At 65.4% G+C, this 15,789-nt stretch carries 14 protein-coding genes; 5 read left to right on the forward strand and 9 right to left on the reverse strand.

Annotation, left to right across the window (positions count from 1 at the left end):
- The first annotated feature begins 37 nt into the window (after nt 1–37).
- Nucleotides 38–2,329 (forward strand): helicase-associated domain-containing protein, encoded by a 2,292-nt coding sequence (locus IEX78_RS16815; RefSeq protein ID WP_188829939.1) that lies wholly within the window; start codon nt 38–40, stop codon nt 2,327–2,329.
- Between the two features lie 82 nt (nt 2,330–2,411).
- Here IEX78_RS16815 and IEX78_RS16820 read toward each other — a convergent pair whose 3' ends face one another.
- Nucleotides 2,412–2,906, reverse strand: coding sequence for an LppU/SCO3897 family protein (locus IEX78_RS16820; protein ID WP_188829940.1), 495 nt, complete (start codon nt 2,904–2,906; stop codon nt 2,412–2,414).
- A gap of 74 nt (nt 2,907–2,980) precedes the next feature.
- Here IEX78_RS16820 and IEX78_RS16825 point away from each other — a divergent pair, with 74 nt between their 5' ends.
- Nucleotides 2,981–4,183 (forward strand): hypothetical protein, encoded by a 1,203-nt coding sequence (locus IEX78_RS16825; protein WP_188829941.1) that lies wholly within the window; start codon nt 2,981–2,983, stop codon nt 4,181–4,183.
- Nucleotides 4,184–4,349: 166 nt separating this feature from the next.
- Here the strand turns inward: IEX78_RS16825 and IEX78_RS16830 are convergent, their stop codons facing one another.
- Together IEX78_RS16830 and IEX78_RS16835 are read right to left on the reverse strand one after the other, a co-directional pair.
- Entirely contained in the window at nt 4,350–4,970 is a 621-nt protein-coding gene (locus IEX78_RS16830) for a DUF3239 domain-containing protein (RefSeq protein ID WP_229684052.1), read from the reverse strand.
- A 91-nt stretch (nt 4,971–5,061) separates the two neighbouring features.
- Nucleotides 5,062–6,738: a DNA repair helicase XPB gene (locus IEX78_RS16835; protein WP_188829943.1), complete on the reverse strand. Its 1,677-nt coding sequence runs from the start codon at nt 6,736–6,738 to the stop codon at nt 5,062–5,064.
- 113 nt (nt 6,739–6,851) lie between these two features.
- Here IEX78_RS16835 and IEX78_RS16840 point away from each other — a divergent pair, with 113 nt between their 5' ends.
- Nucleotides 6,852–7,490, forward strand: a complete 639-nt coding sequence (locus IEX78_RS16840) for a LysE family translocator (RefSeq protein ID WP_188829944.1) — start codon at nt 6,852–6,854, stop codon at nt 7,488–7,490.
- Between the two features lie 127 nt (nt 7,491–7,617).
- Nucleotides 7,618–8,217 (forward strand): trimeric intracellular cation channel family protein, encoded by a 600-nt coding sequence (locus IEX78_RS16845; protein ID WP_188830252.1) that lies wholly within the window; start codon nt 7,618–7,620, stop codon nt 8,215–8,217.
- On the opposite strand, the gene IEX78_RS16850 is transcribed toward IEX78_RS16845, so the two are convergent.
- Nucleotides 8,214–9,380 (reverse strand): pyridoxal phosphate-dependent aminotransferase, encoded by a 1,167-nt coding sequence (locus tag IEX78_RS16850; protein WP_188829945.1) that lies wholly within the window; start codon nt 9,378–9,380, stop codon nt 8,214–8,216. The two genes, IEX78_RS16845 and IEX78_RS16850, sit on opposite strands and share 4 nt — an antisense overlap.
- Before the next feature lie 173 nt (nt 9,381–9,553).
- Here IEX78_RS16850 and IEX78_RS16855 point away from each other — a divergent pair, with 173 nt between their 5' ends.
- A complete protein-coding gene (locus IEX78_RS16855; protein ID WP_188829946.1) occupies nt 9,554–9,790 on the forward strand; it encodes a hypothetical protein in 237 nt (78 codons plus the stop codon).
- Between the two features lie 66 nt (nt 9,791–9,856).
- Here IEX78_RS16855 and IEX78_RS16860 read toward each other — a convergent pair whose 3' ends face one another.
- The 5 genes from IEX78_RS16860 to IEX78_RS16875 all read right to left on the reverse strand — a co-directional run bounded on the left by IEX78_RS16860 (nt 9,857) and on the right by IEX78_RS16875 (nt 15,738).
- Nucleotides 9,857–10,873, reverse strand: coding sequence for a zinc-dependent alcohol dehydrogenase family protein (locus tag IEX78_RS16860; protein WP_188829947.1), 1,017 nt, complete (start codon nt 10,871–10,873; stop codon nt 9,857–9,859).
- Nucleotides 10,874–10,951: 78 nt separating this feature from the next.
- Nucleotides 10,952–11,482: an ATP-dependent helicase C-terminal domain-containing protein gene (locus IEX78_RS24325; RefSeq protein ID WP_308426562.1), complete on the reverse strand. Its 531-nt coding sequence runs from the start codon at nt 11,480–11,482 to the stop codon at nt 10,952–10,954.
- Nucleotides 11,386–13,512: a DEAD/DEAH box helicase gene (locus tag IEX78_RS16865; protein ID WP_229684054.1), complete on the reverse strand. Its 2,127-nt coding sequence runs from the start codon at nt 13,510–13,512 to the stop codon at nt 11,386–11,388. The genes IEX78_RS24325 and IEX78_RS16865 overlap by 97 nt, the downstream gene beginning before the upstream one ends.
- 12 nt (nt 13,513–13,524) lie before the next feature.
- The gene (locus IEX78_RS16870) at nt 13,525–14,610 is read right to left on the reverse strand and encodes a 3-deoxy-7-phosphoheptulonate synthase (RefSeq protein ID WP_188829948.1); all 1,086 of its coding nucleotides are present in this window, start codon (nt 14,608–14,610) and stop codon (nt 13,525–13,527) included.
- Between the two features lie 237 nt (nt 14,611–14,847).
- A complete protein-coding gene (locus IEX78_RS16875; protein WP_188829949.1) occupies nt 14,848–15,738 on the reverse strand; it encodes an oxidoreductase in 891 nt (296 codons plus the stop codon).
- Nucleotides 15,739–15,789 lie beyond the last annotated feature (51 nt).

The following is a 15,789-nucleotide window of genomic DNA, read 5'->3' on the forward strand; positions in this document are numbered from 1 at the left end:
GCTCATTCTGGCATACGGGCCACGTAGGCTTGAGCTGATGATCGCGACGGACTCCCTCACCGATTGGCTCGGTGCGCGCACCGATGCGCAACTGGTGAAATTGCTGCAATTGCGGCCCGATCTAGCGGTGCCTTTGCCCGCGTCGATGTCGGTGCTTGCCGTGCGCGCCCAACAGCGGGCTTCGGTGCTGCGTGCCGCCGACGATCTTGACACCCTTGAATTCGCGATCATCGAAGCGCTAGCCGCCCGCGATGATGAACGCACGCTCGGCACAGGCAGCGAACCGCATACGAAAACCACGCTGCATGCCGCGCTTGCTGATCGAGTCACCAAGTCCGCGTTCAATACCGCGCTCACGCGGCTACTCGACCGCGCGCTTGTCTGGCAGGCGGGCGCTGCCGTGCATCTCACGCCGAGCGTCGCTGAGGCGCTGCCGTGGCCGGTAGGCGCGACGTCGACGTTGCCCGACGCGCTCACCGAACCCGAGGTCGAAGCCGCGCTCGCGACGGTTGGGCCGCCCGAACGCGCGCTGCTGGACAAACTCGCAACGACCGGCCCGCGCGGCCGCACCCGTGACGCCGCGCCCGACGCGCCCGCCGACCGTCCGGTTCAACGCCTGCTCGCCGCGCGGCTGTTGCACGTGATCGACGCCGAGACGGTCGAATTGCCGACCACGGTCGGGCAGGTGTTGCGTGGCGAGCCGGTCACCGATCCGCACGCGCTTTCCGCGCCGAAACCCGCGCTGACGAAACACGCGCCCGCTGATGTCAACGCCGTCGGCGCGGGCGAGGTCGGCGAATTGTTGCGCGACTGCACTGATCTGCTCGAGGCTCTTGGTGCGTTGCCCGCGCCGGCGTTGCGTGCAGGTGGGCTCGGGGTGCGCGAGTTGCGGCGGTTAGCCAAGCAGACCGGGGTCGAAGAAAGTCGCGCTGGGCTGTTGCTTGAATTGCTCGTCGCGGCGGGGTTGGTCGGGAAGGGCTTTCCCGACCCCGCACCCGAATTCGATTCGACCGACGATTTTTGGGCGCCAACGTCGATCGCCGACAGTTGGCTCGACGCTGAACCGGCCGCGCGTTGGTTGCTGCTGGCTGAAGCGTGGCTTGGGCTCGATCGACTGCCGTGGATGATCGGGTTGCGCGACGCGGGCGACAAGCCGATCGCGGCATTGTCGGCGGAGTTGCGGATCGCGCATGCGGTGCGTGACCGGCGTGCCGTGCTTGATGTGCTCGCCGAGTTTCCCAGCGGAACGGCGTTGTCGGCCGCCGATATCGGCAAGCTGCTTGCCTGGCGAATGCCGCGTCGCCGTCGGCATTTTCGACTCGACGTCGTGCGCGCGACCCTCGCCGAAGCCGCGGTCGTCGGGCTGGTTGGCCGTGGTGCGCTCGACTCGGCCGCCCGCGCTTTACTCCACGGCAGCCCTGCCGACGCGGAACGCGAAATGGCCGCCGCGCTGCCGGAACCCGTCGACCACGTGCTTGTCCAGGCCGACCTCACCGTGATCGCGCCGGGCCCGCTCGTTCCCGAATTACGCGCACGGATCGCCTTGGTCGCCGACGTTGAATCTGCCGGGGCGGCAACGGTTTACCGCGTCAGCGACGCGTCCGTGCGTCGAGCGCTCGACGCAGGCATGACCGCCGCCGAACTGCACGCGCTGTTCAGCGTGCATTCGCGGACGCCGGTGCCGCAGTCGCTCACCTATCTCATTGACGATGTCGCGCGGCGGCACGGTCAGCTGCGCGCGGGCATGGCTCAGTCGTTTTTACGCAGCGACGATCCTGCGTTGCTCGCCCAAGTGCTTGCCGCGCCCGTCGCCGAAACGCTGGCGTTGCGTGGCATCGCGCCGACCGTCGCGATCGCGCAAGCCCCGCTCAGCGAGCTGCTCGCGCAACTGCGCGCTGCCGGATTCGCCCCCGCGGGTGAGGATTCGGCGGGTGCGATCGTCGACTTGCGGGCGCGTGGGGCACGGATTCCTGCAGCGTCGAAAAATCGACCCGCGTACCGGCCGAAGCCGCCGAACGACGAACAGCTCGCTTCGCTCGTCACGGAACTGCGCGCGGGCGACCGCGCCGCCGGGGCGCGCACCGGCACGTCCGTACGCGCCGACGGCACCCGCAGCGGCACCCAGGCAACGTTGGCGTTGTTGCAGTTGGCCGCGCGGGTTGGTCGACCGGTGAATATCGGCTACGTCGACGCGCAGGGAATCGCGACGAAGCGGGTCGTCGAACCGATCCGGGTTGGCAACGGTCAGCTGGACGCGCGCGACCCGGTAACGGGCGCGACACGCCACTACACGCTGCACCGAATCGCGTCGGTCGCGCTGCTCGACTGAGCTACCAAGATCAACACGCTGTGGTGGCGAAAGCTACTCGGCCGTCGCCGCCACCAGAGCGTGCTCACCCTTTGGGATGTCGCTACGGCTTCGCCAGGCAGAAAGTCGTCTTCGGGTTCGCCACGGTCTTAAAGCTCGTTGCCGGGGCGTCGCAGAGCAGTTCGTCGGCCTGGCCGTCGATGCGCTTGATGACCTTGAACGTCGCTTCCTTTGTCGAGCAATCGACAGCCTTCGCTGGGCGCGTGCCAGCGTCGGCGAAGCAGGTGTCGGCGGCGAAGTTCGGGGTGAGGCAGAGACCGGTCGACTTGTCGGCGACCGTCCCGGTGAAGGCGGCGTCGCTAGGCGCGCATTCCTGCGCGGCCGCGACCTTGGCGATGCGGTAGGTGGCCTTGGCCGATGAGCAGTCGCCGGTGGTCGCCTTCATCGCGCCCGCCGCGTTGTCGGTGATCACCACGCATGAACCGGCCTGTACCGCGTCGCTGGACGTGGTTCCGCTAGCCGACGAACAGCTCACGAGCACGCCAACAAACGGGGCTGCTGCCAGCACCACAAGCGCTTTGGGGAGAAACAACTTCAAAACCTCACTCTGGGTACGGTTTGCCTCGGCTCACGCCGCCGCCGACGATACCCAACCGTCGCTAGAATCGGCAGATGCCCGATGACGGGATAGGCAAGGTCGCCCGCGATTTGTACGGGCTCGACCCGGCGGAATTCGTCGCCGCGCGTGCGCGTCATGCGGCGGCGGCCAAAGCGGCAGGCGATGCCGGTCTCGCGAAAGCCATCAACGCGTTGCGCAAACCTACGGTCGCGGCGTGGACGGTGAACCTGCTCGCCCGGTCGGCGTCGACCGAAATCGCCGCGCTTTTAGACCTCGGCGCGGCGTTGCGCACCGCACAGCAGCAGTTTTCCGGCGCGGAATTGCGGGCGCTGAGCAGTCAGCGGCAGCAGGTAATTAACGCGCTTACTAAACAGGCAGGATCGCTGGCCGCCGAGCATGGCAAGCCCGCGACCGAACAGACGTTGCGCGAAGTAGGCCAGACGTTGACGGCCGCTTTGGCGGACCCGGCGGTGGCGCGACTGGTCGAGTCGGGCACGTTGCCGACGACGGTAAGTTACGACGGTTTCGGCCCGGTCGGTTTGGTCGCGCTGGATGGTGGGTTGTCGGGGAAGACGGAGTCGACGCGAAGTAGGTCGCGTGGGGGTGGGTCTGACGGGAAGTCTCGACGCGACGCCGACCGGCCTGCGCGCGCACCTAAAGAGTCGCAACATGGCGTTGGCCAGGGCGAATCGTCAACTGAACCGGGCTCACCACGGGGGCTCGGTAGCGTGAGCGCGCAGGATCGGGCGACGCGTGGCGAAACAGCCGTGCAGGATCGGGCTGCGGAGGCGAAGCAAGCCGGGCGCGCGCGGGGCGAGGTTGCGGATGCGGATGCGGATGCGGATGAGCTCGCGCCGACCGAGGCACGCGCGGCGAAACCCGACGAACTCGCTCGGGGCGAAGTTGCTGCGGCCAAGCTTGCCCGGGCAGAAGCGGCGGCGGCGAAGCGGGACGAGCTCGCGCGGGCCGAAGCTCAGCAGGAACTTGATGACGCCGAAGACGCGCTCACGGCCGCGGCCACCGACCGCGACAATGCCGAAGCAGCCGCCGAACAGGCCCGTGCCGATCTCGACGCCGCCGACGCGCGCATCACCGAACTACGCGAGGAGCTCGCGAAAGCTGAACACGAACGTACTGCGGCTAATGCGGCCGATCACCGCGCTCGCAACGAATTATCTTCTGCCCGAAGCCAATTCGACCGAGTTCAGCGTTGGGTCGAGCGAGCGCGTGCGCGAGCTGGCAAACCCAGCGCGTGATCTGGCTTTACGTAGGCACAGCGCGCAACACGAGCGAGGTCGACAGCCCAATATCGCCACCGAGCACGCAGGTAGGCGCGAACTGGCCCCGGTGCCGAACTCAGCGCAACTCATGGCCTGGTGTGCGAAACATGGTTCGGCTCTTAGCGAGGCGCCGGGCAGCGCGTTAGTCCAATCCCGCGGGCAACTGATCCGGGTCCAGAAGTAACCGCTTTGTCGCCGTGCGGCGCACCCGTGATGCCAGTTCCAGGTTGTCGCTCAACAATCTCCACTCGATTTCGCTAATCGCGGCGGCGGCTCGGTCGATGACCGTTGTGTCGCGGGTGGCCCACGCGATCGGCATCGCGGTCACCAACTGCCAGCGCTCCCCCACCTGACGTGGCGCGCGGTCGGTGCGCACCGCGACCGACGGCACTCGCTCCCCCGGTTTCGGAGCGTGCGGACCGACCGCGCGCACCTTGCGAGTAACCAGCGCCCAGCGACGGGCGGGCGCGTCGGGCTCGGCGACGTCGACCAACGCGAGCAGCACCACCCCCGACGGCTCGGCTTCGCTCACCATCGCGGGCACAAGCGCGCCGTCGGCGTAAAGCCGCTCAATGCTCGACCGATGCGGCGTCCACAACGCGACCCACAACGCGATCGCCGCGACAAGCACGAAAACCACCGCGAGCAGGTACGCCCACGCTTCCCCCGACCACAACAGCGCCGCAACGACCGCGACCGCCAACCCGGCAACCACCATCGCGGCGAAACGCAGGCGTCGCAGCGCGACGAACGTCTCGTTCACGGCGTGAGCGTGCTCTCGGTCGACCATAAATTCGAAACGGCGCACGTCCCCCAAACTACCCGTCACGCGAGCATAACCCCCGGATGCGCGCCTACCCGGCGACGCCACCGTCGCCGATCACGGGCCCAAGAAGGTCGTCGGCGTCCACGATCCGGTACGCGTAACCCTGTTCGGCGAGGAAGCGCTGACGGTGTGCTGCGTATTCGGCGTCGAGGGTGTCGCGCGCGACGACGGAGTAGAAATGCGCCTGACCACCGTCTTTCTTAGGCCGCAACAATCGACCGAGCCGCTGCGCTTCTTCCTGCCGCGAGCCGAACGTGCCTGAAACCTGAACGGCCACAGATGCTTCCGGTAGGTCGATCGAGAAGTTAGCGACCTTGCTCACAACGAGCACCGGAATCTCGCCGCGACGGAACGCGTCGAAGAGTGCTTCGCGTTCCTTGTTGCGGGTTGCCCCGGTGATGACGGGCGCGTTGAGGTCGACGCCAAGTTCCTCAAGCTGGTCGAGGTAAGCGCCGATCACGAGCGTGGGCGCGCCCTTGTGCTTTTCCAAGATCGCTTCGACAACCGGGATTTTGGTGCGCGCGGTGGAGCAGAGTTTGTAGCGTTCCTCTGGCTCGGCGGTGGCATAGGCCATGCGCTCGGCGTCGGTGAGGGTGACCCGCACCTCGACACAGTCGGCGGGCGCGATCCAGCCCTGCGCCTCGATGTCTTTCCACGGTGCGTCGTAACGCTTTGGCCCGATCAGCGAGAACACGTCGCCTTCGCGGCCGTCTTCACGAACGAGCGTCGCGGTAAGCCCAAGACGACGGCGCGATTGCAGGTCGGCGGTCATCCGGAAAACGGGTGCGGGCAACAGATGCACCTCGTCGTAAATCACCAAACCCCAATCGCGACTGTCGAAGAGTTCGAGGTGTTTGTATTCGCCCTTCGATTTGCGCGTGATCACCTGATAGGTCGCGATGGTGACCGGCCGGATTTCCTTACGCTCACCGGAGTACTCGCCGATCTCGTCTTCGGTGAGCGTGGTGCGTTCCAGCAGCTCACGACGCCACTGCCGCCCGGCGACGGTGTTGGTGACCAAGATCAGCGTGGTTGCCTTTGCTTTGGCCATTGCCGCCGCGCCGACCATCGTTTTGCCCGCCCCACAAGGCAGCACGACAACGCCGGAACCGCCAGCCCAGAACGAGTCGGTCGCCAATTCCTGATAGTCGCGCAGATGCCATTTGCCCGCGGTGTAGTCGAGCCCGATGTCGTGCGCTTCGCCATCGACGTAACCGGCGAGATCTTCTGCGGGCCAACCGATTTTCAACAGCATTTGCTTGATGTGCCCGCGCTCAGACGGGTGGACGATCACCGTGTCCTCATCGATGCGCGCGCCGAGCATGGGGGCGATCTTCTTGTGGCGCAACACTTCTTCGAGGACAGCGCGGTCCAAACTCACCAGCGAAAGCCCGTGCGCAGGGTGCTTAACCAGTTGGAGGCGACCGTAGCGGCCCATTGTGTCGACAATGTCGACAAGCAACGGTTGCGGCACCGCGTAGCGGGAGAAGTTCACGAGCGCGTCGACAACCTGCTCGGCATCGTGACCCGCCGCGCGCGCGTTCCACAATGCAAGCGGGGTGATGCGGTAGGTGTGCACGTGCTCAGGCGCGCGTTCTAGCTCAGCGAAAGGCGCGATGGCTTGGCGCGCGTTGGCGGCAAGCTCGTGATCGACCTCAAGCAGCAGGGTCTTGTCGCTTTGCACGATCAGCGGGCCGTCTGTCATCTTGTCGATTCTACGGAGACCCACCGACAAGTTCCGCCGAGCGCGGTCCGCACGCGACCACTACCTGCGAACTGGACCGCGACAGACACCGTTCGCCCCGCGAAACTGTTCGCATGGTGACAGCGGTTCTTGGCGTCGCGGCGGCAGCGCTTGGCATGGTCCTTACGCCTGGGCCCAACATGATGTATCTCGTTTCGCGGACCGTCGCGCAAGGTCGTCGGGCTGGACTGTTGTCGCTTGCTGGCGTCGCTGCCGGTTTCGCGGTGTACCTCGCTGCCGCGACCGCGGGCATCGCCGCGGTGTTCGCGGTTGTTCCCGGGCTGTATTTCACGATTAAGCTGGCTGGCGCTGCCTACCTGTTGTATCTCGCTTGGCGCACCCTTCGCCCTGGCGGGCTCTCGCTGTTCACACCAACGGAGCTGCCCATCGACCGGCCAGCACGACTGTTCACGATGGGCATGGTCACCAATCTGCTCAACCCCAAAATCGCGATCATGTACATGGCGTTGATCCCGCAGTTCATCGACCCGGCGCGCGGTCGACTGTGGCTGCAAAGCTTGGGTTTGGGTGCGGTGCAGATCAGCGTCGCGCTCACGGTGAACGGACTGATCGTGCTCAGCGCCGCCGGCCTCGCACGGTTCTTCACCAGCCGCCCGACCTGGTTGCGGGCGCAACGATACGTCGTTGGCACCGCGCTGGGTTCGATCGCGGTGCTTGTCGCGACCGACCGCGCGCGTCCGATGCCCGCGTAGTCGCCCGACGCGCCAGCTGGCACTCCCGCGCGACTCATGCTCGCCCGCGTGTCACCCTGTACCGGTGAGCAGCATTCTCGCTACCGAATTGGAATCCGCAGTCTCGGCGGTGCACAGTTTGGGCGAAATGGCCGGGGTGATCTCCTTCGCCGCATCCGGCGCGTTGATGGCGGTCCGTAAGCGACTCGACCTATTCGGGATGGTCGTGCTCGCGTGCGCGACCGCGCTCGGCGGCGGCATCATCCGCGACCTACTTATCGGCCGCACACCCCCAGCCGCGTTCACCGACCTCACGTTCCTGATCGCGTCGATCATCACCGGCGGCGTACTTTTCGTGATCGCGCCGTCGCGGCAAACTACCCGCAAAGCACTGGAATATGCCGACGCGCTCGGTCTTGGCTTGTTCTGCGTGACCGGCACGGTAATCGCGTACTCGTCGGGCCTTGGCGCGCCAACGTCGGCGTTGCTCGGGATGACAACCGCGATCGGCGGCGGCGTGATCCGCGACGTGCTGTGCGGCGAGGTCCCCGAAGTGCTGCAACCCGACAGCGACCTCTACGCGATCCCGGCCCTGTTCGGTGCCGCGATCACCGCGACCCTGCTGCACTTCGACCTCTACCAGTCATGGACCGGACTGCTCGCCGCGGCCGGCGCGGTTGGATTCCGACTGTTGGCGCACCACTATCACTGGCACGCCCCGGTGGCCCGCCACATCACCAACTTCTAGCCGAGGCGCAGCCGTCGAACCCCTTCGTCGATCGTCTCGTCGCGCTTACTAAAGGTGAAGCGCACCAGGTGTTTCCACTCTTCGGGATGGTCGGTGAACACGCTGACCGGCACAGCCGCGACGCCAAGTCGCGCGGGGAGTTCGCGGCAGAAGGCGAGGGCGTCGTCGGCACCGAGCGGCCGAATGTCGGCACAGACGAAATAGCCACCGGCCGTTGATGACACCTTGAAACCCGTGTCGGTCAACGCATTTGCTAGCCGAATTCGCTTGTCGGCGAAGCTGTCTCGCAACGAGCGAACCCACTCCCCCTCATGTTCTAACGCGTGCGCGACCGCTGGCTGGAACGGACCGCCACCGACGAAAGTGAGGAACTGCTTAGCCGCGAGGACCCCGTTGAGCAGCGGTGCTGGCGCTAACACCCAGCCGACTTTCCAGCCCGTCACATTAAAGGTCTTCGCTGCCGACGAAACAACGACAGTGCGCTCACGCATTCCCGGCAACGTCGACAGACTCACGTGCGTATTTCCGTCGTAAACCAAATGCTCATATACCTCGTCAGCAAGCACGATGAGATCGTGTTCGATCGCCAATTCGGCGATGACCGCCAATTCCTCGCTACCAAGCACGGCACCGGTGGGATTATGCGGCGAATTGATGATGAGCATGCGAGTTTGAGGGGTGATCGCAGCCCGAAGGCTGTCAAGGTCGAGGGCGAAACCGTTGCCGTCGGGCACAATTCGCGCGGTGCGTCGAGTGGCGCCAGCGAGTGCGATCGCGGCCGGGTATGAGTCGTAATAGGGCTCGATGACAACCACTTCGTCGCCCGGTTCGACCAAACCGAGCACAGCGGCACTGATCGCCTCGGTAGCCCCAACTGTCACAAGCACTTCGGAATCTGGGTCGTATGCGGTGCCGTACCGACGCTGCCGGTCAGCGGCAACCGCCTGACGCAAACGCGGAATTCCGCGACCGGGCGGGTATTGGTTGAAGCCGTCGGCGATGGCTTCGCGCGCCACGTCGAGCATGCCGCGCGGTCCATCGAAATCAGGAAATCCCTGGCCAAGATTCACCGCGTCGTGCGCGACGGCGAGTTCGGTCATTTCCGCGAAAATTGTCGCGCCAAACGGCCTGAGCCGGGCGACGGTTTCGATTTGCGACGACATATTCGCAGCGTAGTCCACTCATCAGCGACGTTGCTATGCGATAGCGAACGCGCATGTTTCACAAACAATTTCGGGTATCTACCTGGGCTATTGTGTGGTTCCTCAGAGTCGGCTAGCCTCGCCGTGTTCTACCTCACACACGATTTGTTCGTGGTATATCGAAAGGGGCTCACATGGCCTCACCTTTGTTCGACTTCATTTCCCAGCCCGGCGCTGCCGAAGTTGCCGGTTCGGCACTGCGGCACGTGGCATCGACGCTGCACGCGACCCCGATTTACGAGTGGTTCAGCGGCTCGGCAACCCCCGATATGAACTGGGGTTCGTCGACTGGCAACAACAACTGGGGCTCGTCGACCGGCGACTTCAACCTCGGCTCCACTCAGACCGGTTCGTCGTCCGCGTCGTTCTGACCTGGTTCTCGCCAGTGCGGGCCGGTGCGCCAGACCGGTCCGCACTAACGAAGCTGTGCGTGAAAGCTAAGGCTGCAAAAGCACTTTGATCGCGCGCCGCTGATCCATCGCCGCGTACGCCTCGGCGACCTGATCGAGCGGCAGCGTCATGTCGAATACCTTGCCCGGATTAATGCGACCTTCCAGCACTCGCGTAATGAGGTCAGGGAGAAAGCGCCTAACCGGAGCTGGGCCGCCGCGCACGCCAATGAGCGCGCGGAACAGTTGCTCGCCATTGAGTTCAACACCATGTGGCACTCCGACATAACCAAGCGAACCGCCCGCGCGCGTGCAGCGCACCGCCTGTTTCATGGATTCAGCGGTGCCAACACATTCGAGCACCGAATCCGCGCCAATGCCCTTGGTGAGTTCGCGTACGGCCTCCACCCCATCATCGCCGCGTTCGCTGACAATGTCGGTCGCCCCGAATTCGAGTGCCAGTTTTTGCCGGGCCTCGTGCCTGCTCATCGCGATAATGCGGGACGCGCCCAATTCCCGTGCGGCGAGCACACCACAAAGCCCGACCGCACCGTCGCCAACAACAACGGCGGTCCCACCGCGCACCACCTGCGCTGCGACGGCCGCGTACCAGCCGGTGCCCATGACGTCGGAAAGCGTGAGCAGGCTGGGGATAAGTCCAGGACTTGGCTGATCGGGAGTGGGGACGAGCGTGCCGTCGGCAAGCGGAATACGAATCGACGTCGCCTGACAGGTGCTCATGAAATTGCCGTGAATACACCGCGATTGCGCACCATTGCGACAATTAGGGCAGGTGTTGTCGGAGGTGGCGAAGGACCCAATCACGAACTGCCCCGGTTGAATTCCGGTGACGTCGGCCCCGATTTCCTCAACGACGCCCACGTATTCATGGCCCATTGGATGCGGTTCGGTGAACGGGGTGATGCCCCGATAACTCCACAAATCCGAGCCACAGACGCAAGTTGCGACGGTGCGAATAATGGCGTCTGTCGGTTCGAGAATCACCGGGTCGGGCAATTCTTGGAACCGGATATCAAAGGGGGCATAGAGCATGGTGCCGCGCATGGATCCTCCTGAAGAAGGGTGGGGCGATGCTTGGTATCCATGTAACTCCGCGCCCGGACCGATCGCCAGCCCCCGCGCTTAGCGTTGCGCGTTGCGGTGGGTGCCGCGATGGGCGGCGACCGTTGTCGGATCTTCGGGCCACGCGTGTTTGGGGTAGCGTCCGCGCAGGTCAGCCCGCACTTGCGACCAACCGGTCTGCCAGAACGACGCCAAGTCGGCGGTTACCGCGACGGGCCGCTGCGCGGGTGAAAGCAGGTGCAGCAGGAGGCCAACGCCCGCGAGCGTAGGGGTTTGGTTCCAGCCGAAAATCTCTTGGACTTTCACCGCGAGAACGGGCTGGTCGGGGTTGGTGTAATCCACTTTGACGCGGCTTCCCGATGGGACTTCGACGCGCTCGGGAGCCAACTCGTCCATCCTGGCTGCTTCCGGCCAGGGCAGGAGTCGGCGGAGCGCGGTTTCGGTGTCGACGCGAGCGAGGTCAGCGCGACGGCGGGCTGTTGAGAGTTCCGGGCCTAGCCAGCGGTCCAGTTCTTCGATGACTGTCGCGTCGTCGACTGCGGGCCACGGCGCGCCGATGGCTTGGTTGAGGAAGGCGAGGCGTTGGCGCAGGTTGGTCGCCTCCGGTGACCAGGTGAGCAGACCGAGGCTGGTTTCGACGAGCCCGCGCCTGAGTGCGTTCGCGAGCTGCTGCGAATCCGGTTGGGCCAGTTTGTGTTCCGCCAGCGTGATCGCCCGACGCGTTCGACTCGACGTGCGACGACGTCGTTGTCGACCCAGTCAACCTGCTCTTCGACGGTGACGAGTTCAGCGGCAGCTTCGCGCGCGAGCTGTTCATCCGCGGTGGCGGCCAAGCGGATTCGCCCTTCGGCGCGGCCAGGTTCGCGGTCGGCGACGGCGACCGCAAGCCATTCGGAGTCGGTTAGCGAACCCGGCGGGAGGGTCACTGCGGTGCCGCCTGCCATCAGGTAGGAGTTTGAGCCGGGCGCGCGGCGGCGGGCGATGCGTTCGGGGTAGGCGAGGGCGACGATCATCGCGAGATCGGGTTGCGCTGGTGTTTCCGTGCGGTGCGCTGGCGACTTACGGTCGGCGTTGCCTACTAGTCGCGCTAGTCGGTCGACTTCCTTCGTCCAACGTGCTGGGCGTTGGGCGCGGAGAGTGCGCACCGCGTCAACTACATCGGTTGATTGCGTCACTGAGTCGTCGTCGAGAAGCGCGACCACCTCCGCCGTCGTTCGCGCGCCGAGCAGCGGGGTGCCGTCTAGGAGCGCGCGAGCTAGTCGCGGGTGCAAACCCAGGTCAGCCATGCGACGGCCACGCTCGCCGACATTGCCCGTGCGGTCGAGCGCACCCAATGCGCGCAACACTGAGCGCCCCGCTTCCATCGCGCCTTCCGGCGGCGCATCGAGCCAGGTCAGCGCGCTGCCGTCGGGAGTGCCCCAGCAGGCGAGTTCGAGCGCGAGACGGGTGAGGTCGGCCGCGCGGATCTCGGGCTCCGGGTACGCGGGCAGCGTTTGGTGCTCGTTTTCGGGCCAGCAGCGCCACGCTTTGCCCGGTGCTTCGCGACCCGCGCGGCCAGCGCGCTGATCGGCGACGGCCCGCGAAACCCGAACGGTCGCGAGGCCAGCGAGGCCGCGTCGGTGGTCGACGCGCGGAACGCGCGAGAGCCCCGCATCCACAACGGCCCGCACACCGGGCACCGTGAGACTTGATTCGGCGATGGAGGTCGCGAGGACGACACGCCGCTTTCGCTCGGTCCTATAGGCGAGTCGCTCACTTGAGCCATCAGCTGAATCATCCGCGCCGTCTTCGGCAGAACCTTGCTTGGACGATTCCGCAGCACCGCGACGCGGTCGCAGAACTCGGTCCTGTTCAGTGCTAGTCAATCTGCCGTGCAGCACAACCACCTCTACAGGAAGGTCGTCCAATAGTGCTGCGGTGCGGCGTATTTCAGCGACGCCGGGCAGGAAAACCAGCACGTCCCCGTCGGACTCGGCGAGCGCTGTCCCGATCGCCCGGGCGACGTGCTGTTCCGTTCGTTCCCGTTGTCGCGCAGGCACATACGCGAGGTCAACCGGAAAGCTCCGCTGATCCACTTCAATAATCGGCGCGGGGTCGCCAAGCACGCCCGCGACCCGATCGGCCGCAACCGTCGCCGATGTGGCGAGCAGGCGAAGGTCTGGACGCAACCCGTCGCGCGCGTCGAGCAGCAACGCGAAGAGCAGGTCGGCGTCGAGGTGTCGCTCGTGTATTTCGTCGAGTACAACCACATCAACCCCGGCCAACTCAGGATCGTTTTGCAGGCGGCGAACCAACAAACCCGAGGTCACCACCTCGATCCGCGTCCCCGCGCTGACCTTGCGTTCCCCACGAACCGAGTACCCAACGGTCTCGCCGACGCGCTCGCCGAGCAGCGCGGCCATCCGCGTCGCGGCAGCGCGGGCGGCGATTCGGCGCGGTTCGGCGACGATCACCCGCCCGCTAACGCGATCGGCTAGCGCGAGCGGGACCAGCGTCGTCTTGCCAGTCCCCGGCGGTGCGACGAGGACGGCCCCACCCTGCGCGGCAAGCTCGTCGCCGATCCGCGTGAGCGCGGACCGAACGGGCAGGTCAGGCAGGGCGGCGAGATCGAGCTGGGGCACCGGTTGAGTGTGTCAGCCCCGTGCCTCGACCGCCGCGGCCAGTCGGTCAAGCTGCGCGGCCGTGGTTGCCCAGTCGATGCACGCATCCGTAATCGACTGTCCGTAAACGAGATCCGCCGACTTGCCGAGCGTCAGATCCTGTCGACCAGCGACAAGGAACGACTCAAGCATCAGACCGACGACCCCACGGTCACCGGCGGCGATGCGGTCAGCGATGTCGTCGACAACATTGACCTGACGGTTGTGGTCTTTGTTGCTGTTGCCGTGACTCGCGTCGATCACGATGCGCTGCGCAAGCGACGACTTTTCCAACCGCAGCATCGCCTCGGCGACCGAAGCCGCGTCGTAGTTCGGGCCGTTGCTGCCGCCGCGCAAGATCACGTGGCAATCGGGGTTGCCCGCGGTGCGGATCAGTGCCGAACGCCCGTCAAGGTCTGTGCCGGGGAACACGTGGCTCGCTGCCGCCGCGCGCACACCGTCGACCGCGACCTGCACGTCACCGTCGGTACCGTTCTTAATACCGACCGGCATCGACAGCGCCGACGACAGCTGCCGGTGCACCTGACTGGCGGCGGTGCGGGCACCGATCGCGCCGTAGGAGACCAGGTCAGCGATGTATTGCGGGGTAATCGGGTCAAGGAATTCGCACGCGACGGGCAACCCGAGTTCGGTGATGTCGGCAAGTACCTTGCGACCAAGCACGAGACCGGTGTTGACGTCGAACGAACCGTCGAGGTGCGGATCGTTGATCAGACCCTTCCACCCCAGCGTGGTGCGCGGCTTTTCGAAGTAAACCCGCATCACGACGTGCAAACGGTCACTGAGTTCAGCAGCTTTGACAGCGAGACGCCGCGCGTAGTCGAGCGCGGCTTCGGGATCGTGCACCGAACACGGGCCGACGATCACCATGAGGCGGTTGTCGTCGCCGTTGAGCACATCGACAGTAGCCTTGCGACCTGCGCGAACAGTGTCGGCGAGCGCGTCGGTGATGGGGTGAACGCCACGAACTTCAGCGGGCGAAAGCAACGGGCTCACGCTTAGCGTGCGCTGGTCGTCGAGATCAGAATGCCGCGCATCAAGATCGGCTGCGGTGGTCATGTGGGGTCCTTTTCGTTTAAAGGCCGACCCACGGATTCGCTACCCGTCGAGCCGGTCAAGATCCGGCTCGGGGTGGAGGAAGTCAGCGCGCAGGGTCGCAGACCGGCCCACCCAGGGCCGGAAAGCTAAACCAAAAATATGCGCGCTGCATGCCAGCGACCCTATCACCCCCGCTGGCTGGGTATGTAGCCGCCAGCTGGGGTGTGAGCGATCGCATTGCCTTGGTTCGGTCTCCGATCAGGCGATGTGGTGGCTGTCGCTGAGCGCGTGGGCGCACAAGTCGTCGGAGAGTTGCCACAACGCGGCGGCCGCCTTGGTGTCGCGTGCGGCGGCGCTGCTTGAGCTCTTTCCCGGGTAGCCGGCGAGGCCGAGGAAGCCGTCGGGGCCGTAAAACGCGCCCGGCTCCACTTCGGCGGTGGCGGCGAAAAGCGTGGGCAACGCACCTTGAGCTGGGGTTTGCGCCGCGCCCATGCGATTACCGATCGACATCACCCAGTCCTGGAACGACTCGGTGTGCGACATCAGGTCCGTCGCCGCGTAGCCCGGGTGCGCGGCAACGGAAAGCACCGCCGACCCCTCGCCGATCAACCTGCGTTGCAACTCGTACGCGAACATCAAGTTCGCCAGCTTTGACTGGCCGTACGCGAGCCAGCGGTCATAACGCCGATTGGTGAAGTTGGGGTCGGCGAGGTTGAGCTGACCGATGCGGTGCGCGACGCTCGACACCGTGACAACGCGGCCACTGATGCGGTCAAGCAACAGCGCGGTGAGCGCGAAATGACCCAAATGGTTTGTGCCGAACTGCATTTCGAAACCGTCTGCGGTACGTCGCAACGGCAGCGCCATGACGCCCGCGTTGTTAATCAGCACATCGACATTGTCGACAGAGTCGGTGAACGCGCGCACCGATGCCAGACTCGCGAGGTCTAGTTCGCGCACCTCGGTATCACCGGACATCGTCGCAGCCGCTTGCTTGCCCTTTTCCACATCGCGACAGGCCAGAATCACCCGCGCTCCGGCTGCCGCGAGCGCACCCGCGGTGGCGGCACCGAGGCCGCTGTTGGCACCGGTCACGATGATCGTGCGACCGGTTTGGTTGGGTATGTCAGCGGTTGTCCACTTTGTCACTCGCGAAAGTCTAGTGACGCGGCCAACATTCGCGAATCCAACTTTCGTCTA

Origin of the sequence: Nocardia camponoti (assembly GCF_014646135.1) — a bacterium.
Taxonomy (GTDB): domain Bacteria; phylum Actinomycetota; class Actinomycetes; order Mycobacteriales; family Mycobacteriaceae; genus Nocardia; species Nocardia camponoti.